15 protein-coding genes and 1 other RNA gene are annotated in these 20946 nt (G+C 57.5%); 10 read left to right on the top strand and 6 right to left on the bottom strand.

The genetic code is table 11. The features are described 5' to 3' along the window. Nucleotides 1-9: 9 nt before the first annotated feature. Both menI and QMG44_RS05490 read right to left on the bottom strand, forming a co-directional pair. The gene (gene menI / locus QMG44_RS05495) at nt 10-420 is read right to left on the bottom strand and encodes a 1,4-dihydroxy-2-naphthoyl-CoA hydrolase (RefSeq protein ID WP_020884381.1); all 411 of its coding nucleotides are present in this window, start codon (nt 418-420) and stop codon (nt 10-12) included. Continuing rightward, nucleotides 417-3473 (bottom strand): FAD-binding and (Fe-S)-binding domain-containing protein, encoded by a 3057-nt coding sequence (locus QMG44_RS05490; protein ID WP_032677991.1) that lies wholly within the window; start codon nt 3471-3473, stop codon nt 417-419. Before QMG44_RS05490 ends, menI begins: the two co-directional genes overlap by 4 nt. A gap of 197 nt (nt 3474-3670) precedes the next feature. Between QMG44_RS05490 and ydiK the strand changes: the two genes are divergently transcribed. Then, nucleotides 3671-4786: an AI-2E family transporter YdiK gene (ydiK, locus tag QMG44_RS05485; protein WP_020884383.1), complete on the top strand. Its 1116-nt coding sequence runs from the start codon at nt 3671-3673 to the stop codon at nt 4784-4786. Between the two features lie 208 nt (nt 4787-4994). Next, an RNA gene (gene rprA / locus QMG44_RS05480) (antisense sRNA RprA) lies at nt 4995-5102 on the top strand. 5 nt (nt 5103-5107) lie between these two features. Here rprA and QMG44_RS05475 read toward each other — a convergent pair. The 3 genes from QMG44_RS05475 to ppsA all read right to left on the bottom strand — a co-directional run bounded on the left by QMG44_RS05475 (nt 5108) and on the right by ppsA (nt 11498). Next, nucleotides 5108-7483 carry a glycoside hydrolase family 3 N-terminal domain-containing protein gene (locus tag QMG44_RS05475; protein ID WP_086532641.1) on the bottom strand — a complete coding sequence of 792 codons (2376 nt, stop codon included), beginning with the start codon at nt 7481-7483 and terminating at the stop codon, nt 5108-5110. Nucleotides 7484-7486: 3 nt separating this feature from the next. Beyond that, the gene (locus tag QMG44_RS05470; RefSeq protein WP_086532642.1) at nt 7487-8887 is read right to left on the bottom strand and encodes an MFS transporter; all 1401 of its coding nucleotides are present in this window, start codon (nt 8885-8887) and stop codon (nt 7487-7489) included. A gap of 232 nt (nt 8888-9119) precedes the next feature. Continuing rightward, nucleotides 9120-11498, bottom strand: coding sequence for a phosphoenolpyruvate synthase (gene ppsA / locus QMG44_RS05465; RefSeq protein ID WP_086532643.1), 2379 nt, complete (start codon nt 11496-11498; stop codon nt 9120-9122). Nucleotides 11499-11833: 335 nt separating this feature from the next. Between ppsA and ppsR the strand changes: the two genes are divergently transcribed. The 8 genes from ppsR to QMG44_RS05425 all read left to right on the top strand — a co-directional run bounded on the left by ppsR (nt 11834) and on the right by QMG44_RS05425 (nt 19939). Further along, nucleotides 11834-12667 (top strand): posphoenolpyruvate synthetase regulatory kinase/phosphorylase PpsR, encoded by an 834-nt coding sequence (gene ppsR / locus QMG44_RS05460; RefSeq protein WP_020884387.1) that lies wholly within the window; start codon nt 11834-11836, stop codon nt 12665-12667. A 152-nt stretch (nt 12668-12819) separates the two neighbouring features. Beyond that, nucleotides 12820-13866, top strand: a complete 1047-nt coding sequence (gene aroH, locus QMG44_RS05455; RefSeq protein WP_025204385.1) for a 3-deoxy-7-phosphoheptulonate synthase AroH — start codon at nt 12820-12822, stop codon at nt 13864-13866. Nucleotides 13867-14030: 164 nt separating this feature from the next. Continuing rightward, complete coding sequence (gene hemP / locus QMG44_RS05450; protein ID WP_041162553.1) at nt 14031-14219, top strand: hemin uptake protein HemP; 189 nt, start codon at nt 14031-14033, stop codon at nt 14217-14219. A 76-nt stretch (nt 14220-14295) separates the two neighbouring features. Continuing rightward, nucleotides 14296-16281, top strand: a complete 1986-nt coding sequence (locus tag QMG44_RS05445) for a TonB-dependent hemoglobin/transferrin/lactoferrin family receptor (RefSeq protein WP_086532644.1) — start codon at nt 14296-14298, stop codon at nt 16279-16281. A gap of 47 nt (nt 16282-16328) precedes the next feature. Beyond that, nucleotides 16329-17357 carry a hemin-degrading factor gene (locus tag QMG44_RS05440; protein WP_059305555.1) on the top strand — a complete coding sequence of 343 codons (1029 nt, stop codon included), beginning with the start codon at nt 16329-16331 and terminating at the stop codon, nt 17355-17357. Continuing rightward, nucleotides 17354-18175, top strand: coding sequence for a hemin ABC transporter substrate-binding protein (locus QMG44_RS05435; protein ID WP_086532645.1), 822 nt, complete (start codon nt 17354-17356; stop codon nt 18173-18175). The genes QMG44_RS05440 and QMG44_RS05435 overlap by 4 nt, the downstream gene beginning before the upstream one ends. Continuing rightward, the gene (locus QMG44_RS05430; RefSeq protein ID WP_086532646.1) at nt 18175-19167 is read left to right on the top strand and encodes an iron ABC transporter permease; all 993 of its coding nucleotides are present in this window, start codon (nt 18175-18177) and stop codon (nt 19165-19167) included. The genes QMG44_RS05435 and QMG44_RS05430 overlap by 1 nt, the downstream gene beginning before the upstream one ends. Beyond that, the gene (locus QMG44_RS05425) at nt 19160-19939 is read left to right on the top strand and encodes a heme ABC transporter ATP-binding protein (protein WP_020884394.1); all 780 of its coding nucleotides are present in this window, start codon (nt 19160-19162) and stop codon (nt 19937-19939) included. The genes QMG44_RS05430 and QMG44_RS05425 overlap by 8 nt, the downstream gene beginning before the upstream one ends. On the opposite strand, the gene QMG44_RS05420 is transcribed toward QMG44_RS05425, so the two are convergent. After that, nucleotides 19906-20829 carry a LysR family transcriptional regulator gene (locus QMG44_RS05420; protein ID WP_020884395.1) on the bottom strand — a complete coding sequence of 308 codons (924 nt, stop codon included), beginning with the start codon at nt 20827-20829 and terminating at the stop codon, nt 19906-19908. The genes QMG44_RS05425 and QMG44_RS05420 overlap by 34 nt on opposite strands. Between the last annotated feature and the right edge of the window lie 117 nt (nt 20830-20946).

Below are 20946 nucleotides of genomic sequence, written 5' to 3'. Positions count from 1 at the left end.
CTGAAAACTTTACACGACCGCCGTCGTCAGTCGCGACGAGCAGCAGAGCCGATCCTGCTCGTCAAGAATGTCAATCTGCCACACCTGATGGCGGCTACCGGCGTGTAGCGCGCGACAAACGCCACGCACCCGTCCACTTCGCACCGAGCGAATATGGTTCGCGTTCACCTCCAGCCCGACGACCTTTTGCTCCCCTTCGGTGCAAAGATAACCCGCCACGGACCCCAGGGTTTCGGCCAGCACGACGGATGCGCCGCCGTGCAATAAACCAAACGGCTGATGCGTGCGATGATCGACAGGCATCGTGGCCTCCAGTTCATCCTCGCCAATACGCGTGAACTGAATGTCCAGCAGCCCTACCATATTCCCCTCGCCCATGGCATTCAGCGCCTGCAGCGTCACGGCTCGTTTCCAGATCATCCAATTATCTCCAGTAAGGCCTGTAATGGGTGTCGCACCCCGTTCCCTTCAACCCGTTTCACCTGGCTTCGGCAGGAGTAGCCCGTGGCCAGACAGCGGTTCCTCGGCAAACGCTGCATCGCCTGATGCCATGACAACTCATAGATACCGAGCGAGTTCGCGTGGTTTTTCACTTCGTGCCCGTAGGTACCTGCCATGCCGCAGCAGCCCACGTTGACGCTCTCAAGCTTCGCCCCGAAGCGGGCAAAGATAGAAGCCCACTGCGCCGGGGCGCCCGGCAGTGCCGTCACTTCCGTGCAGTGGCCGAACAGATACCACGATTCACCGCTCACATCCTTCACGGTCGCCTGTTGCAGCGCCGCCGGCAGCCACTCGTGCACCAGCATGACGTGGAAATCACCGCGTTGCTCCCCCAGCGTCTGCTTATACTCATCGCGGTAGCAGAGCACCAGCGCCGGATCGACACCGACCATCGGCATCCCTAGCTGCGCCACCCGGTTGAGGAAGTCAGCGGTTTTCCGCGCCGTTTTCGCAAAACGGGTAAGGAAACCTTTAATGTGCTGCGCTTTGCCGTTTGGTGAGAACGGCAGTACCACCGGCTGATAGCCCAGTTTTTCTACCAGACGGATAAAATCGGCTACCACCTGGGCATCGTAGTAACTGGTAAACGGATCCTGCACCACCAGCACCACATTGGCTTTCTGCTCAGGGGTCAGCGCCTCAAGCTGCTCCAGCGTCATATTCGCCGAACGGTGCCCCACGAGCTGACGCTGTAGCGAAGGGACTGACAGCAGCGGCAGGTCCACCATCCCGATATGTTTTTCGGAAAGCTTTCGCACCAGCGGCTGATTGATGAAGAAGTTAAAGGTCTTCGGCGCACGCGCCATCAGCGGGGCATAGCTCTCCACCGTCGCCACCAGATGGTCACGCATTGGACGCAGATAGCGGGTATGGTAAAGCTGCAGGAAGCGTGAGCGAAACTCCGGCACATCAATCTTGATCGGACACTGGGTTGAGCAGGCTTTACAGGCCAGGCAGCCGGACATGGCCTCCTTCACCTCGTGGGAGAAATCATACTCGCCTTTGTTCGCATGCCAGCTGTTGCGGGTACGTTCAATCAGCGAGCGCAGACTGGCGCGTTTTTCCGGTAATTCCTGTTCCAGCTTCAGCGGATCAACCCCGCGGTCGGCCAGCAGACGCAGCCATTCGCGGACCAGCGTTGCGCGGCCTTTGGGCGAGTGAATGCGGTTACTGGTAATTTTCATCGACGGACACATTGGGCTTTTCACGTCGAAGTTGAAACACAGACCGTTACCGTTACATTCCATTGCACCGCGCCAGGAGGCGCGCACCGCAATCGGGATTTGTCTGTCATAGGTGCCGCGCTTGACGGCGTCCACCTGCAGCATTGGGGCATCGACGCCCTCTGGCGGGCAAATTTTACCTGGGTTGAGACGGTTATCCGGATCGAATGCCGCTTTGACCTTACGCAGTTCAGCGTAGAGCGCTTCACCGAAGAACGCCGGGCTGTACTCCGCGCGGAACCCTTTCCCGTGTTCTCCCCAGAGCAGGCCGCCATATTTCGCGGTCAACGCCACCACATCGTCGGAGATCTGCTTCATCAGGATCTCCTGCTGCGGATCGCACATGTCCAGCGCAGGACGCACATGCAGCACCCCGGCATCCACGTGGCCGAACATGCCGTAGCTCAGACCGTGGCTGTCCAGCAGGGCGCGGAATTCAACGATGTAATCCGCCAGATGCTCAGGCGGGACGCAGGTGTCTTCAGCAAAGGGAATCGGTTTGGCCGCCCCCTTCGCGTTGCCCAGCAGCCCCACCGCTTTTTTACGCATCGCGTAAATACGCTCAATGCCGGAGAGTTCGCTGCAAAGCTGCCAGCCAATCACCCCACCTTCACCTGCTGCAATCAGTTCGTCCAGCCGCTGACAGAGCGTGGTGACCTGGCTTTCAATCAGCGCTTCGTCATCGCCGGCAAATTCAACGATGTTGAGACCCAACATCTCTTTATCAGGTACATCGGTGATAAGCTCACTCACCGAGTGCCAGACGATGTCTTCCCGAGCCAGATTAAGCACTTTAGAGTCGACGGTTTCCACCGACAGCGCCCGCGCGTCAACCATAAAGGGTGCATTTCGCAGGGCAGAATCGAAGGAGTTGTATTTGACGTTCACCAGCCGACGCACTTTCGGCAGCGGCGTAATGTCCAGCCGCGCCTCGGTAATAAATGCCAGCGTCCCTTCGGAGCCGGTCAGCACGCGGGTTAAATCAAACTGCGTCAGGTCATCGTTAAAGACATGACGCAGATCGTAGCCGGTTAAGAAGCGGTTCAGTTTAGGGAATTTGTCGAGGATCAGCTGGCGGTTATCGCGACAGCGCTCAAGCACGGTGCGGTAAATCCGCCCGTTGGCCGTGTTGTCTTTACCCAGCGTTTCCGCCAGTTCGACCGGCATCGGCTGGGTATCCAGGATATCGCCGCCCAGCAGCACCGCACGCACGCCAAGAACGTGATCGGAGGTTTTACCGTAGACCAGCGACCCCTGCCCGGAGGCATCGGTGTTAATCATCCCACCGATTGTCGCACGGTTGCTGGTTGAGAGCTCGGGGGCAAAGAAGTAACCATAAGGCTTGAGGTACTGGTTAAGCTGATCTTTGATGACGCCCGCTTCGACACGCACCCATCCTTCTTCGGGATTGATCTCAATGATGCGGTTCATATAGCGCGACATATCAATGATGATGCCCTGGTTCAGCGCCTGACCATTGGTGCCGGTGCCGCCGCCGCGTGGCGTGAACACCAGCGAGGTAAATCGCTCCTGCGTTGCCAGTCGCGCAATAAGCGCCACATCGGCCGTTGAACGTGGAAACACGACTGCATCGGGAAGAAGCTGGTAGATACTGTTGTCGGTCGCCATTGTCAGCCTGTCGGCATAATGTGTGGCGGTATCCCCTGTAAAACCCTGTTGCTCCAGTGCCTGCAAAAAATTAAGCACCAGCTGAACGACGCCAGGTGCCTGAGAAATCTGTGGGATCATTACTGTCGACCCTAATTAGAGGTGTGAAATCGTTTGCGTGTATCGTAAAAGTTTTATCACATTTTTTTCTTATACGCTCTGCAGAATTACAGGCAGAATTCGCCTGTCAAAAATCGCTGAAATCATTAATGATTAGAGAATCGCGGTTTTCCGTTCCCGCCAGCCACGCTGGTGTTCAATTAAGGAAAGTTTCATTTATGGTCAATCTTCGCCAGCCCAGGGATGTTGCGCAAATTTTGCTGTCGGTGCTGTTCCTGGCCCTCATGATTATTGCGTGTTTGTGGATCGTTCAACCCTTCATTCTCGGCTTCGCCTGGGCTGCAACCGTTGTGGTTGCCACCTGGCCTTTACTCTTACGGTTGCAGAAACTGCTCTTCGGACGTCGCGGGCTGGCGGTCCTGGTGATGACGTTGCTGTTGTTCCTGCTGTTCATTATTCCCGTTGCGCTGCTGGTCAACAGCCTTGTCGACTCCAGCGGCCCGGTGATTCGCGCCGTGACCAGTGGCGATCTGACGCCGCCGGATCTCGCCTGGCTTAACAGCATTCCGGTTGTTGGCGCAAAACTTTACAGCGGCTGGCATGGCCTGCTGGAGATGGGTGGCAGCGCGCTGATGGCGAAAGTGCGCCCGTATATTGGCACCACTACCACCTGGTTTGTGGGTCAGGCGGCGCACATTGGCCGCTTTATGATGCACTGTACGCTGATGCTGGTCTTTAGCGCCCTGCTGTACTGGCGCGGTGAGCAGGTGGCTTTAGGCGTGCGTCATTTTGCCACTCGCCTGGCGGGCAAACGGGGTGATGCCGCGGTTCTGCTGGCGGCGCAGGCCGTGCGCGCGGTTGCGCTTGGCGTCGTGGTAACGGCGCTGGTTCAGGCGGTGCTGGGCGGTATTGGTCTTGCGATTTCTGGCGTGCCGTACGCCACCGTCTTCACCGTGGTCATGCTGATGACCTGCCTTGCGCAACTGGGTCCGTTGCTGGTGCTGGTACCCAGCATTATCTGGCTGTACTGGACCGGCGATACCACGTGGGGCACCGTTCTGCTGGTCTGGAGCTGCGTGGTCGGCACCATGGATAACGTTATTCGTCCCATCCTTATTCGCATGGGCGCAGACCTGCCGCTGATCCTTATTCTCTCAGGCGTCATTGGTGGATTGATTGCCTTTGGGATGATTGGTCTGTTTATTGGCCCGGTGCTTCTGGCCGTAACCTGGCGTCTGTTCTCCGCCTGGGTGCACGAAATCCCACCACCGGGAACGGACCCGGACGTGATTTTGAGCGAACTGGAAGAGCTCGAAGATAAGAACAAGCAGTAATGGACAGGCCGGGTAACGCAGTCGCGTACCCGGCCTACATATTCCCCTTTAATACTTAAACGCTGCTAAAGTATTTATTCGTTGCGCACTGGTCAGACCCGCTATTATGGCTCTAAGTCCCCTATTAACCTCAAGAAATCTTTACGTCTCTTTAACTATTGAGACGAATCTGATCGACGCTAAAAGCTGACATGCCTACTATTAGGACACGGTTATAAATCAACACCTTGATTTATAAGCATGGAAATCCCCTGAGTGAAACAACGAATTGCTGTGTGTAGTCTTTGCCCATCTCCCACGATGGGCTTTTTTTTATCCTGATTACGCGCGGCTGACGTCACAGGTGCTGAGCATCCGCCATTCCGTTGACAATACACGGGTTTCCCCGGTCACATTGACCGTCACCACCTCGCGAATATCCGCCGACGATGCACCAATCTGCAGCTCAAATTCACCCGGCTCGACGATCCGTTTGCCGTCACGACGGGTAAAGTTGAACATCTCAACGGGCAACGTAAAGGTGAGCGTGGCGGTTTCACCCGGTGAGAGCGTGACGCGCTGGAACGCCTTCAACTCCTGCAGGGGCCGCACCTGCGTGGCGACGTTATCCCGCACATAGACCTGTACCACCTCGCTGCCGCTGCGCTCACCGCTATTGGTGATATCCAGGCTTACGACCACCTCGCCGTCGATCGGAACGCGGGGTTCAGCCACGCGCGCCGCTCCCCAGCTAAACTGCGTCCAGCCGAGACCGAAGCCAAAGGGATAGCGGGAGCCGAAATGGAAAGCGAACGGTGTGCCGCCACTTTTGAGCTTGTGGTTGTAGTAATAGGGCATTGCTCCCGCGCTTTTCGGCATGCTGACCACCAGACGTCCCTGCGGTTCAGCGCGGCCCGTTAATACATCCGCAATCGCCCAGCCGCCCTCCTGCCCTGGCGCCCAGGCCATCATCAGCGCGGCGACGTTATCTTCCAGCCCCTGAAGGTTGTAAGGCCTCCCGCCGGTCATGACCACGATAACCGGCTTGCCGGTGGCCACCAGCGCAGCCAGCAATTGTTGCTGTACGCCCGGCAGATTCAGAGAGTCGGTATCAGAGCCCTCCCCGACGGTTCCGCTCTGGAACAGCCCGGCGAGATCGCCAACGCAGGCCACCACCACGTCACTCTCCTGTGCGGCTTTCACGGCTTCAGGGATCAGGTCGGTACGCTGCGAAACCGGAGATTGCTGCATGGGTTTACCGCCGCTGTCACCCGGAAACACCGGCGCACCCGCCATCCGTTTTTCGATAATGTGACAGCCTTTGGCATAACGTACCCGCGAGGCCCCCAGATACTGCTCGAGCGCCGCGCGCGGTGTCGTGACCTGCGAGGTCTCTTCCACCATGTCGCTAATAATTAAGTGCACCGGAAAACTGTAACCGCTGAGGAGCGCCAGCGGATCGTCTGCCGTTGGCCCGACGACCGCCACGCGAGGGTTGCCGCCGAGGGGCAAAATGCCGTTATTCTCAAGCAGCGTCAGCGAACGGGTCGCCACTTCCCTTGCAACCTGACGCGTTGCCTCATTTTGCAAATCGATGCCCTGTTCATCGGCATACGGTTTTTCAAACAAGCCAAGACGGAATTTTTCGGTCAGGACGCGTGCCACTATTTCATCGACTTTCGCCATGGAAATCAGTCCGCGCTCAACGGCTTGTGCCAGATGACGCGCGCAGTCATCTTTTGGTAGTTCGACATCCAGCCCGGCATTGAAGGCCAGCGCTGCAGATTCGGCGGCATCGTGCGAGATGCCATGATGCTGGTGCAGCAGGCTCACGCCGCCGTAGTCCGCAACGATGATCCCATCGAACCCCCACTGTTCACGCAGCACGGTTGTCATCAGGAAGTGGTCGCTGTGTCCGGGCTGGTTATCGATATCGTGATAGGCAGGCATCACCGAACCGGCATTGGCCAGCTTCACCGCCATCTCAAACGGCAGCAGGAAGGTGTCGTTCAGTTCGCTAAAGCCCAGATGCACCGGCGCGTGGTTGCGTGCCCCTTCGCTGAAGGAGTGGCCCACATAATGTTTGAGCGTTGCCAGAAGATCGCGCTTATCGCCCTGCAAACCCTTTACGTATGCCGTGGCCATCACCCCCACCAGCCACGGGTCTTCTCCGAAGGTCTCTTCGGTGCGTCCCCAGCGAACGTCGCGAGAGACATCCAGCACCGGGGCCAGCCCCTGCTGGCAGCCAACAGAGCGTGCTTCTTTGCCAATCTGTTCTGCCGCACGCTGCACCAGCTGCGGATCCCAGGTCGAACCGTAGTTCAGCGACGACGGGAACAGCGTGGCATCTTTGCACAACAGCCCCACCAGGCACTCTTCATGGAACAGCGCCGGAATACCGAGGCGCGTCTCTTCCATCATCATGCGCTGCAGGCGGTTAGCGGCACGCACGCCTGTTTTCGCATCAACAATATGGGTGCCCAGTGGACGCGTAATCTGTCCCACACCCAGTTTCAGCCGTTCGCTAAGCGCAGCCTGTTCGCTCACGCCCGCGAATTCATCGCTCAGATCGCTGCGTTCGCGGTGGTTACCGTTTTCATCGAGGATCAACCAGTAGGCATGCATCTGGGCGAACTTCTCTTCCGGGGTCATGCGGGCCAGTAGGTCGGCGACGCGTTCATGCACGGGACGTCCCGCGTCCTTATAAATCGCAGTCATGTGTTACTCCTGTATTGCGGAATGGGTGGCCGGGGTGAGTTGTCCTGTCTCGTCTCGCACCTCGCGTTTGCTGGCCAGCTCGCGGGCGATGGAATTGACGAGCTTGCTGTTGAGTTTGTAAATGGTCAGCAGCGCGACCATACAGAGGAACAGCACGCAGGGGATGAGGGTGAAGAGCGCATTAATGGTAGAGAGCACGTGCGGTGCCTGGGTTGCCTGACCGGGCGCATAATCCACCATCCCGAGAACCCAACCGACCACCGCCCCGCCCAGCGCCAGACCAAATTTGATGGCAAACAGCGCGGTAGAAAAGACCAGACCATCCAGACGACGACCGCTGCGATGCTCCTCATAATCGACCACATCAGAGAACATGGTCCACTGCAGCGGCGTGGTCAGGTTCTGAATAAAGCTAAAGATAATGTTGAGGCCAAAAATCAGCCAGATCTGCGAAGGCGGCAGGAAGAAAATCAGCGCGCCGAAAATCACGAAGGAAATAATGGTCCACTGATAGGCACGGACGCGGTCAAATTTCCCCAACAGACGTTCAGATAATAATGCCCCCGTTAAGGACGCCACCATCCCGGAAACAATAAAGGCAAATACCAGCTCCGGGCGCAGAAGCACATATTTCACGTAATACATGGTGGCAGAACCACGCGTCACCACTGCGGTTAACAGCAAAATATTAAACAAGAAAACAATTCGCCACTGGCTATTTCCGGCCAGCAGTTTTAAATCGCCGATCATCGAACCCGAGGTGTCATTGCGCGGGGAATAACGCTCGCGGGTCATCAGGAAACAGCAGAAGAAGAGAATAATACCCAGCAGGCCCATCATGCTCATGGCATAGAAATAGCCTTTCTGAACGTTGCCCTGGCCTAACAGCGAGACCAGCGGTAAGGCGATCACCGTCACAATCAACCCGCCGATGAACGACAGGCCGAAGCGCCAGGACTGCAGCGAGTGACGCTCACGCGGATCCAGCGTCAGCGCCCCGGGCATGGCGCAATACGGGACGTTAATCGCGGAATAAATAAGGCTTAAGATGGCGTAAGTGACGCAGGCATACACGATTTTCGCCGTCGGCCCGACGTCCGGTACATAGAAGGTGATAAGGCAGCTTACGCCAAATGGGATGGCAAACCACAATAGCCAGGGACGAAAGCGACCGTGCCGCGTCTGGGTGCGGTCGACCAGCGCGCCAATGCAGGGGTCGACAAAAGCATCCACCACGCGCACCACTAAAAACATGGTTCCCATGATGGCCGCTGGCAAACCGAAAACATCCGTATAGAAATAGGCGAGAAATAAGGTTGCCGTTTGCCAGACCAGCGCACTGGCCATATCACCTAAGCCATAACCTATTTTATCTTTGGTACGAAATACAGAGGAGATTGTCATTGTTATTTGCCTTTTTATCAGGTTAAAACGTATTTCAACCAGTTGCGCATCAGCGAGGGAAATGCGCGCTAAGGCTCAAGTATTAGCAACGCTTTGCGCGCTAACAATTGTCTAAATTAACAGACAAATTATGATATTTGGTTTTTTACTTTATTTGTGATGGGGAGCAAATAAGGCATGAAATAAAAAAAGGCGAGGAATATATCCTCGCCTTTTTCTGGTGCTGATGGCGTTACTTGTTGAGTTCGGCCAGGCTCAGCCAGGTTTGCACCACGGTGTCCGGGTTCAGGGACAGGCTGTCAATCCCCTCTTCCATCAGCCATGCGGCAAAGTCTTCATGGTCAGACGGACCCTGACCGCAAATCCCGACATATTTACCCTGTTTCTTCGCCGCGCGGATGGACATCGACAGCAGCGCTTTCACCGCCTCGTTACGCTCATCAAACAGTTCAGAGACCACGCCGGAGTCACGGTCAAGACCGAGCGTCAGCTGCGTCATGTCGTTCGAGCCAATAGAGAAGCCGTCAAAGTGCTCCAGGAACTGCTCAGCCAGCAGGGCGTTGGACGGAATTTCACACATCATGATAATCTTCAGCCCGTTTTCGCCGCGCTTCAGACCCTGACGTGCCAGCTCCTCCACCACCGCTTTTGCCTGATCCACGGTACGCACGAACGGGATCATGATCTCAACGTTGGTCAGTCCCATGTCGTTGCGCACGCGCTTCACGGCATCACATTCCAGCGCGAAGCAGGCACGGAAGCTGTCAGAAACATAACGTCCGGCGCCACGGAAGCCGAGCATTGGGTTCTCTTCTTCTGGCTCGTAACGCTCACCCCCCACCAGATTCGCGTATTCGTTTGACTTAAAGTCGGACAGACGCACGATCACGCGCTTCGGATAAAACGCCGCGCCCAGCGTGGCGATCCCCTCGGTCAGACGACCGACGTAGAACTCTTTTGGCGAGTCGTAACCTTTCATCATCTCGCGGATTTCGTTCTGCAGCTTCGCGTCCTGGTCGTCAAATTCCAGCAGCGCGCGCGGGTGAACACCAATCATACGGTTGATGATAAATTCCAGACGCGCCAGGCCAACGCCTTCGTTCGGCAGGCAGGCAAAGTCAAACGCACGATCCGGGTTACCAACGTTCATCATGATCTTCAGCGGCAGATCCGGCATGGTATCGACGCTTGAACTCTTCACGCTGAAGTCGAGAATATCGGCATACACGTAACCGGTATCGCCTTCCGCACAGGAGACGGTCACTTTCTGATCGTCCTTCATGCGTTCGGTCGCGTCACCGCAACCGACAACGGCAGGGATCCCCAGCTCACGGGCGATGATTGCCGCGTGGCAGGTACGGCCACCGCGATTGGTGACGATGGCCGCTGCTTTCTTCATGATCGGTTCCCAGTCCGGGTCGGTCATGTCGGTCACCAGCACGTCGCCTGGCTGAATGCGGTTCATCTCGCTGATGTCATGGATCACTTTGACAGGACCGGCACCGATGCGATGACCAATCGCGCGGCCTTCCGCCACGATTTTGCCCTGTGCGTGCAGGGTATAACGCTCCATCACCTGACCGCGGGAGCGGACAGTTTCCGGACGCGCCTGCACGATAAACAGCTTGCCGGTGTTGCCATCTTTGGCCCATTCGATATCCATCGGACGGCCATAGTGTTTTTCGATCTGTACCGCCTGTTTCGCCAGCTCCTGCACTTCTGCATCGATCAGGGAGAAACGGTCACGCATTTCCTGCGGTACGTCTTCAATCTTAACCTGCTTGCCATGCTCCTGCGTCGGGGCATAGATCATGCGGATTTTTTTCGAGCCTATCGTGCGGCGAACGACCGCCGGACGGTTTGCGGCCAGCGTCGGCTTATGAACGTAGAATTCGTCAGGGTTCACTGCGCCCTGTACTACCATCTCACCCAGACCCCACGCCGAGGTGATGAACACCACCTGGTCGAAGCCGGATTCGGTGTCGATGGAGAACATCACGCCGGAAGAGCCCACGTCGGAGCGCACCATGCGCTGTACGCCAGCAGAAAGCGCCACGCCGCGATGGTCATAGCCCTGGTGCACGCGGTAAGAGATGGCGCGGTCATTGAACAGGGACGCGAAGACGTGCTTCACCGCCACCAGCACGGCGTCATAACCCTGGACGTTAAGGAAGGTTTCCTGCTGTCCGGCGAATGACGCATCGGGCATATCTTCCGCGGTGGCAGAAGAACGCACGGCAAACGACGCCTGAGCATCATCCGCAGAGAGCTGGTTGTAGGCTTCGTGAATGGCTTTTTCCAGTTCCGGCTGGAAAGGTGTGTCGATAATCCACTGGCGGATTTGGGCACCGGCTTTCGCAAGCTCGGTCACATCATCAATATCCGTTTTATCCAGCAGGTCATAAATGCGCTGGTTTACACCGCTCTGGTCTAAAAACAGGTTAAAGGCATCGGCGGTTGTGGCAAACCCGTTCGGTACGGAGACACCCATACCCGACAGATTTGTAATCATTTCACCCAGGGAGGCATTTTTGCCCCCAACTCTGTCTACATCATTCATGCCGAGTTGGTTATACCAAAGCACCAGCGGTGACGAGCCATTGTTGGACATCGAAACAATCCTTTTGTGATATTTGATCGGAGTAAGAAACACCTGACTACGTATTTATACTGGCATAATTATTTCCGCTAAAAAAACGGTGAATCGTGTAAGCAATTTAAATTTTCAACTTTTCGGATACTTTCCCACCATCCGCTAACCCGATGATTCCTATATATTCAGCCAAAAACCCTAAAAATAAAGTCGCTAATTGAAAAATGAAATCCACTTTTCAGGAAAATCAAAAACACCGTTTCATTTATAATTAGGATAAGTTCTTTGCTGTGTAATTTACTTTTTTAATTTATGCTTTCAGACAATTACGTACGATATTCAGGGTGGGTAAAATGGATAATGCTGTCGATCGCCACGTTTTTTATATTTCTGATGGTACGGCGATTACCGCCGAAGTGCTGGGACATGCGGTGATGTCGCAGTTCCCCGTTTCGATTAACAGCATCACGCTGCCGTTTGTGGAAAATGAGAGCCGTGCAAAGGCGGTGAAGGACCAGATTGACGCCATCTTCCAGCAGACGGGGGTCCGCCCGCTGGTCTTCTACTCCATCGTGATCCCTGAAATTCGCGCGATTATTTTGCAAAGTGAAGGGTTCTGTCAGGATATCGTCCAGGCGCTGGTGGCCCCGCTGCAGAGCGAACTGAAACTCGACCCGACGCCTATCGCCCACCGAACGCACGGGCTGAACCCCGGCAACCTGACCAAATACGATGCGCGTATCGCCGCCATTGATTACACCCTGGCGCACGACGACGGTATTTCGCTGCGTAACCTCGACCAGGCGCAGGTGATACTGCTGGGCGTCTCGCGTTGCGGGAAAACCCCGACCAGCCTTTACCTGGCGATGCAGTTCGGTATCCGCGCCGCCAACTACCCCTTTATTGCTGACGACATGGACAATCTGGTGCTGCCAGCCGCCCTTAAGCCGCTCCAGCACAAGCTGTTTGGCCTGACCATCAACCCGGAACGGCTGGCGGCAATACGTGAAGAACGCCGTGAGAACAGCCGCTACGCCTCAATGCGCCAGTGTCGAATGGAGGTTTCCGAGGTGGAAGCGCTGTACCGCAAAAACCAGATCCCGTGGCTAAACAGCACTAACTATTCGGTAGAAGAGATCGCCACCAAAATCCTCGATATCATGGGACTCAACCGACGCATGTACTAACATGCTAGTACAATAACTCAGAATCGGGTATCATCACCACATCCTCGGCGCGCAGACGCGCCGAACTTGAATTCAGCAGGGATTGGTTTAAGGTGATGCCCATCACTTCCCGGTAGTCTGCCGATGAAGCAAAAATTTTTCTGAGACATTTCATGAATAAAACCGATGAACTCCGCACTGCGCGCATTGACAGCCTGGTCACACCGGCTGAACTGGCACAGCGGCATCCTGTTTCCGCGGGTGTAGCGGAACATGTCACGGCATCCCGCCGTCGCATTGAAAAAATCCTAAATGGCGAAGACAAACGTCTTCTGGTGGTGATTGGCCCTTGCTCCATCCACGATCTGGATGCCGCAATGGATTACGCAAAACGGCTTCAGGGACTGCGGGACAAGTACCAGCATCGCCTTGAAATTGTCATGCGCACCTACTTTGAAAAACCGCGCACCGTCGTGGGCTGGAAAGGGCTGATTTCCGACCCGGACCTGAACGGCAGCTACCGTGTTAATTATGGTATTGAGCTGGCGCGTAAACTGCTTTTGCAGGTCAATGAGCTGGGCGTACCGACGGCCACCGAGTTTCTCGATATGGTGACCGGACAGTTTATCGCCGATCTCATCAGCTGGGGCGCTATCGGTGCGCGCACCACGGAAAGCCAGATCCACCGTGAGATGGCCTCTGCCCTCTCCTGCCCGGTTGGTTTTAAAAACGGTACCGATGGCAACACGCGAATTGCCGTTGACGCGATCCGCGCATCGCGTGCCAGCCATATGTTCCTGTCGCCGGATAAGCGCGGTCAGATGACCATTTATCAGACCAGCGGCAACCCATACGGGCATATCATCATGCGTGGCGGGAAAAAGCCTAATTACCACGCGCAAGATATTGCTGCGGCGTGTGAAACGCTGGCCGAGTTCGACCTGCCGGAACACCTGGTGGTGGATTTCAGCCACGGCAATTGCCAGAAACAGCATCGCCGCCAGCTGGATGTGTGTGATGAGATCTGCCAGCAGATCGTCAGCGGTTCAACCGCCATCGCGGGCATTATGGCCGAAAGTTTTATCCGGGAAGGCACGCAAAAAATCGTAGCCGGACAGCCAATGGTTTACGGCCAGTCGATCACCGACCCGTGCCTGAGCTGGGAAGACAGCGAACTGCTGCTGGAGAAACTGGCGGCAGCGGTCGATTCACGTTTTTAGTCCTTGCCTTACCCTCTCCTGCGGGAGAGGGTCTACGTTCGCGCACAGCCACATCCTCTTCTGTTTTGATCCCATCACAGTTTTTTCACAAAAACGCTTGCCGTGAATTTTCACTTTGTTGATAATGATTATCATTGTTACATTGATTGTTATTTATAAACATTATGTCACGTACGGATAACAACGCGGCAACGCCCGAAAACACACACACAGTACCTGCCCCAGCGCGCACCGATCGTCGGATCGACAGTAAAAGCCTGCTGGGGGACGAGGGACGCGTGATCATCGAGCATGACGGCCAGCTTTATCTGTTGCGCCAGACCCATGCCGGGAAGCTGATCCTCACCAAATAAATACCACAATACCTTCGCCAGCCACCCAGGTGATCCCCAGGCAGCCAGCGCTTTCGATTCTTTATGGAGAGTTGCTATGCCACACCTGCATTCCGCATTTTTGCGCCCGTCCTGCCTTGCGCTATCCGTTGTCAGCGCCCTGCCGGGCGTCGCGTTTGCGGCCACAGATGACATGACCGTTATCGCCACCGGCAACGCCCGCAGCGCCTTCGAAGCCCCGATGATGGTCAGCGTGATTGACACCGCGGCCCCGGAAAACCAGACCGCCAGCTCGGCCGCCGACCTGCTACGCTACGTCCCAGGCCTGATGCTTGACGGCACCGGGCGCACCAACGGTCAGGACGTCAACCTGCGCGGTTACGACCGTCGCGGCGTGCTGGTGCTGGTGGATGGCGTGCGCCAGGGGACCGACACTGGCCACCTGAACAGCACGTTCCTCGACCCGGCCCTGATTAAACGTATCGAAGTGGTTCGCGGCCCGTCAGCCTTACTGTACGGCAGCGGCGCGCTGGGGGGCGTGATCGCGTATGACACCGCCGATGCAAATGACCTGCTGGAACCGGGAAAAAACAGCGGCTACCGCGTGTTTGGTACGGGCGCGACGGGCGATCACAGTCTGGGCATGGGGGCCAGCGCTTACGGGCGTACCGAAACCCTGGACGGACTGGTTGCCTGGTCGAGCCGCGATCGCGGCGATCTGCGCCAGAGCGACGGTGGAACAGCGCCGAACGACGAATCCATCAACAACATGCTGGCAAAAGGCCGCTGGGCCATCGACCCGGCCCAGACCCTGAGCGGATCCCTGCGCTATTACAATAACTCGGCGCAGGAGCCCAAAAACCCGCAAACCCCTGCCGCGGACGCCAGCAGCAATCCCATGACCGATCGCTCCACCATTCAGCGAGACGCTCAGCTGGGCTATCACCTGGCTCCCCAGGGCAACGACTGGCTGAATGCCGATGCGAAACTCTACTGGTCTGAAGCGCGCATTAACGCCCAGAACATTGACGGCACCGGCGAGTTTCGCAAGCAGACCACCAAAGGTGGCAAAGTGGAAAACCGCACCCGTCTGTTCAGCGACACGTTTGCCTCACATCTTCTGACCTATGGCGGCGAATACTACCGTCAGGAGCAACATCCGGGGGGCACCACCACCGGCTTTCCGGAGGCTAAAATCGATTTCAGCTCCGGCTGGCTGCAGGACGAGATCACCCTGCGCGACCTGCCGGTCACGCTTCTCGGCGGTACCCGTTACGATAATTACCGCGGGAGCAGCGAAGGATACGACGATGTGAACGCGGACAGATGGTCCTCCCGTGCCGGACTGACCGTCAGCCCGACCGACTGGCTGATGCTGTTCGGCTCTTACGCACAGGCCTTCCGTGCGCCGACCATGGGTGAAATGTATAACGACGCCAAACACTTCTCCATCGGCCGCTTTTACACTAACTACTGGGTGCCGAACCCGAACCTGCGTCCGGAAACCAATGAAACGCAGGAGTTTGGCTTCGGACTGCGCTTTGACGACGTCATGCTTGCTAACGATGCGCTGGAATTCAAGGCCAGCTACTTCGACACCAAAGCCAAAGACTACATCTCCACCAGCGTCGATTTTGCGGCTGCGACCACCATGTCCATGAACGTTCCCCACGCCAAAATCTGGGGCTGGGACGTGATGGCGAAATACACGGCCGACCTGTTCAACCTCGACGTCGCCTACAACCGCACCCGGGGAAAAGATACCGATACGGGCGAGTATATCTCCAGCATCAACCCGGATACCGTCACCAGCAAGCTGGATATCCCGGTGGCGCAAAGCGGTTTCTCCGTGGGCTGGATCGGCACCTTCGTCGATCGCTCAACCCATATCAGCAGTAGCTACAGCGAACAGCCGGGCTATGCGGTTAACGATTTCTACGTAAGCTATAAAGGCCAGGAGCAGCTCAAAGGGGTAACCACGACGCTGGTGCTGGGTAACGCGTTCGACAAGGCGTACTGGTCTCCTCAGGGCATTCCTCAGGACGGACGCAACGGTAAGATTTTTGTGAGTTACCAGTGGTAATCCCCACGCCCCGGCCTGCCGGGGCCCTTATTCGAAAGGAAGAGACAATGAATCACTACACACGCTGGCTTGCGCTGAAAGAAGAAAATCCAGGTCAATACGCACGTGACATCGCAGGCTTAATGAACATCAGCGAAGCAGAGCTGACCTTCGCCCGCGTGGGCCACGACGCCTGGCGCCTGCACGGCGACATCCGCGAAATCATCGGCGCGCTGGAAGCCGTGGGCGAGACCAAATGCATCTGTCGTAACGACTATGCAGTTCACGAGCAGGTGGGCGCGTTTACGCATCAACACCTTAGCGGCCACGCCGGGCTGGTACTGAATCCGCGGGCGCTGGATCTGCGCCTGTTTCTCAACCAGTGGGCGAGCGCGTTCCACATCAGTGAAACCACCGCCCGCGGTGAGCGGCAGAGCATTCAGTTCTTCGACCTTCAGGGCGATGCCCTGCTGAAAGTTTACACGACCGATAACACCGATATTTCTGCCTGGGGCGACCTGCTTACGCGCTTTATCTTTGCCGATAATCCGCCACTGGCGCTGAAGCATGCCGATGTCCCTGCCCACAACGAAAAGGCTGATGCCGCCCTCGTTGATCAGGAGTGGCGCGCCATGACCGACGTGCATCAGTTCTTCGGCCTGCTGAAGCGCCACAATCTGAGCCGTCAGCAGGCGTTTCGTCTGGTGGGTGACGATCTGGCCTGCAGGGTAGACAACACCGCTCTGGCACAGCTGCTGGAAACGGTCCGCCTGGAGGGGAATGAAATGATGATCTTCGTCGGCAACCGCGGCTGCGTGCAGATCTTTACCGGCGTGGTGGAAAACGTCGTCCCGATGAAAGGCTGGCTCAACATCTTCAACCCAACCTTTACCCTGCATCTGCGGGATACGTCCATCGCCGAAACATGGGTGACGCGTAAACCCACCGCTGACGGGCACGTCACCAGCCTGGAGCTCTTCGCCGCCGACGGGACGCAAATCGCTCAACTGTACGGTCAACGCAGCGAAGGTGAACCAGAGCAGCGTCAGTGGCGCAGCCAGGTCGACGCCCTGACCCGAAAAGGGCTGGCCGCATGAAAAAATGGCTCGCCCTGCTCTGCGCCCTGCCGCTGGTGACGTTCGCGGCCACACCGCAGAAAATTGTCGCCCTGGGGGGTGACGTGACTGAGATTGTTTATGCCCTTGGCGCGGGATCGTCACTGGTTGCCCGTGACAGCACCAGCCAGTGGCCGCAGGCGGCGAACGCCCTGCCCGACGTCGGCTATTTGCGCCAGCTTAACGCGGAGGGGATCTTATCCATGCGCCCGACACTGGTGCTGGCCAGTGCTCAGGCACAGCCCTCGCTGGCGTTAAAACAGGTCGAGCAAAGTCAGGTCAGTGTCGTCACCGTTCCCGGCAGTCATGACCTGAGCGTGATTGACGACAAGGTGCGAGTCATTGCCGAAGCGACGCATCGCGAAGCACAGGGGGACGCATTGCGCGCTACGCTGCGCCAGGCGCTGGCAGCCCTGCCCACCTCGCCACTCGACAAACGGGTGCTGTTTATCCTCAACCACGGCGGGATGACCGCGATGGCTGCCGGACAACAGACCGCCGCGGATGCAGCCATTCGCGCAGCGGGTTTGCAAAACGCGATGCAGGGCTTTACCCGTTATCAGCCGCTGTCCCAGGAAGGCGTGATTGCCAGCCAGCCTGACCTTGTCGTGATTTCGCAAGATGGCGTAAAGGCATTGGGTGGCGAAGCGAATGTGTGGACACTTCCCGGCCTGGCGCAAACGCCGGCGGGACGGAACAGGCAGGTGCTGGCCATCGACGATATGGCGCTGCTGGGCTTTAGCGTGCGCACGCCGCAGGCCATACAGCAATTGCGCACCCGGGCGGAGCAACTGCCCTGATGTCCAGACGGATCGCGTTGTCGCTGTGGATGCTGGCCGCCATCCTGACGGTCATGACGCTGGCGGCCTCCGGGGCTGGCGCACTGCATCTGCCGGTCAGTCTGCTGTGGCGCGGCAGTGATGAAACCCTGCGTCAGATCTGGCTAACCATTCGTCTCCCCCGGGTCCTGCTGGCGCTGGTCACCGGCGGCTCGCTGGCGCTGGCAGGCTGCGTAATGCAGGGGCTTTTTCGTAATCCGCTGGCGGATCCGGGGCTGCTTGGGATCAGCAGCGGCGCGGCGCTGGCCGTGGCGCTGTGGGTGGTTATTCCCCTCTCGCTCCCCGCGCTGATGATGCTTTACGCTCCCATGATCGCGGCATTTGGGGGTGCGCTGGCGGCCACTTTCGTCATTTTCGTCCTAAGCCAGCAGCGTAACAGCACACTTTCACGGCTGTTACTGGTAGGCATTGCCCTCAATGCCCTGTGCGGTGCGGCAGTCGGCGTGCTGTCATGGCTCAGCAATGATGCCCAGCTTCGCCAGCTCTCCCTCTGGGGCATGGGCAGCCTGGGTCAGGCACAGTGGTCTACGCTGCTGGCCGTCACCTCGCTGATGGTGCCAGGCGTTCTGATTATCTGGCGTCTTGCCTGCGCGCTCAATTTACTGCAGCTGGGTGAAGAAGAAGCGCACTACCTTGGCGTGGCGGTGGCGACGGTACAGCGGATCCTGTTGCTGTGCAGCGCCTTACTGGTTGCCGCCGCGGTTGCCGTCAGCGGGGTGATTGGTTTTGTCGGTCTGGTGGTGCCGCACCTGATACGGATGTGGCTGGGATCCGATCACCGGGCCGTGATCCCCGGCTCCGTACTGGCCGGGGCGTCGCTGCTGCTGGTTGCCGATACGGTGGCGCGCACGCTGGTCGCGCCGGTTGAAATGCCGGTCGGTTTACTGACCAGTCTCTTCGGCGCGCCGTGGTTCCTGTGGCTCATTTTTCGTCGTGGAGGCGCACATGGCTGAACGCTACTGCGCGGAACGTCTTGTTTATCAGGTCGGGCAACGGACGCTTATCAACGACGTGTCGCTGGCGTTATCTCCGGGGGAAATGGTGGCGTTGATCGGGCCTAACGGTGCCGGAAAATCGACGTTACTGCGCCTGCTCACAGGCTATCTCACGCCTTCAGGCGGGCAATGCAGCCTGGCGGGTACGCCGCTTGAGGCGTGGCACCCGCAAAAGCTCTCACGCCGCCGGGCAGTGATGCGCCAGAATACGCAGCTCGGGTTCGACTGGCCGGTCGACGCAGTGGTGGGTATGGGCCGCGCGCCCTGGACGCGCTACCCGGAAGCCCCGGTTGTCGAAGCCGTAATGGCGATAACGGGCTGCCTGCCCCTCGCAGACCGACACTTTTCGGCCCTCTCCGGTGGCGAGCAACAACGGATCCAGCTCGCCCGCGCCCTGGCGCAGCTCTGGCATGACGGCGGACCGCGCGGCTGGCTGTTTCTCGATGAACCCACTTCCGCGCTGGATCTTTACCACCAGCAGCATCTGCTGCGGCTGTTGAAATCCCTGACCCGTCAGGGCGATTTTCACGTGTGCGTGGTGCTGCACGACCTCAATCTGGCAGCGCTGTGGGCGGACCGGATCCTGCTGCTGCATAACGGCACGCTGGTTTCTCAGGGCACGCCGGAAACGGTTTTACAGGCCGACGCGCTGGCCCGGTGGTATGGCGCGCAGGTATACGTTGGCCCACATCCGGTTCACGCCTCGCCGCAGGTGTTTCTCGCCCCCTGACCGGGCTGATAAAAATCTTTCAGCGTCTCAAGCAGGGCATGCGCCGCTTTTGAAAGCTGCGTGTGCCCGGGGTGGATCACGCCGATGCATTTTTCAATCGGCGGGTTATCGAGTGGAATACAGACCGCGCCTAACGAGGTCATCTGCGCCTCGCACAGTGCCGGGACCGCACTGCCGCCCAGGCCGCTGGCGACCATTCTGCCCACCGTCACCAGCTGATGGCTCTCCAGCGCCACATCCAGTTTACGACCGCTGCGGGCCAGTTCTTCTTCCATCATCAGACGAACGGCCGAAGGGCGCTGCAGGGTAATGAAATCCAGCGTCAGTAGCGCCTCCCATGACAGGCGTTTTTTGGCTGCCAGAGCGGACGATTTCGGCACAATGGCGACAAATCGATCGAGACCCAGCGGCGTAAAAAGCAGATTATGGGTCGGCGCCGGTTCAAACGCGATCCCCATCTCGACCCGCCCTTCCCGCACCATTTCAATTACCTGCTCGTTGATAACATCGTGCACGGTGACGTTGATCCCGGCGTGGCGATCGCGAAACGCCTTGAGCACCTCCGGCAGGACATTCGCCGCAAATGACGGCATCGCCGCGACTGAGATTTTGCCGCGCTGCAGCGTAAAGCACTGATGCATGGCCTCTTCGGCGTTATCCCAGTCCGCCAGCAGCTGTCGCGCCATCGGTAAAAAGGTCTCCCCCTCCTGCGTCAGCGCCACCTTGCGGGTGCTGCGCTGCAACAGCGGTCCCCCCAGCGCCTCCTCCAGACCCTTGATCGTCAGGCTAAGCGCCGGCTGGGAAAGATTCAGCCGTTCACTGGCATGCGCGAAATTCAGAGTGTGAGCTACCGCTAAAAACGCGCGTAACTGTTTGACACTCATTCTCATTTTTCACCTTGTTAACTAATTGAAAAAATTTAGTTAACAGGAAATTAATAAAAAAACCAAATGAGTGGGTCACAAATTCAAAATTAACAAATGAGTCGCCGCCCCTAATGATACCGG

It is taken from the genome of Enterobacter sp. 200527-13, from assembly GCF_027924865.1.
Classification (GTDB): domain Bacteria; phylum Pseudomonadota; class Gammaproteobacteria; order Enterobacterales; family Enterobacteriaceae; genus Enterobacter; species Enterobacter ludwigii.
This window is presented reverse-complemented; position numbering and strand designations above follow the sequence as displayed.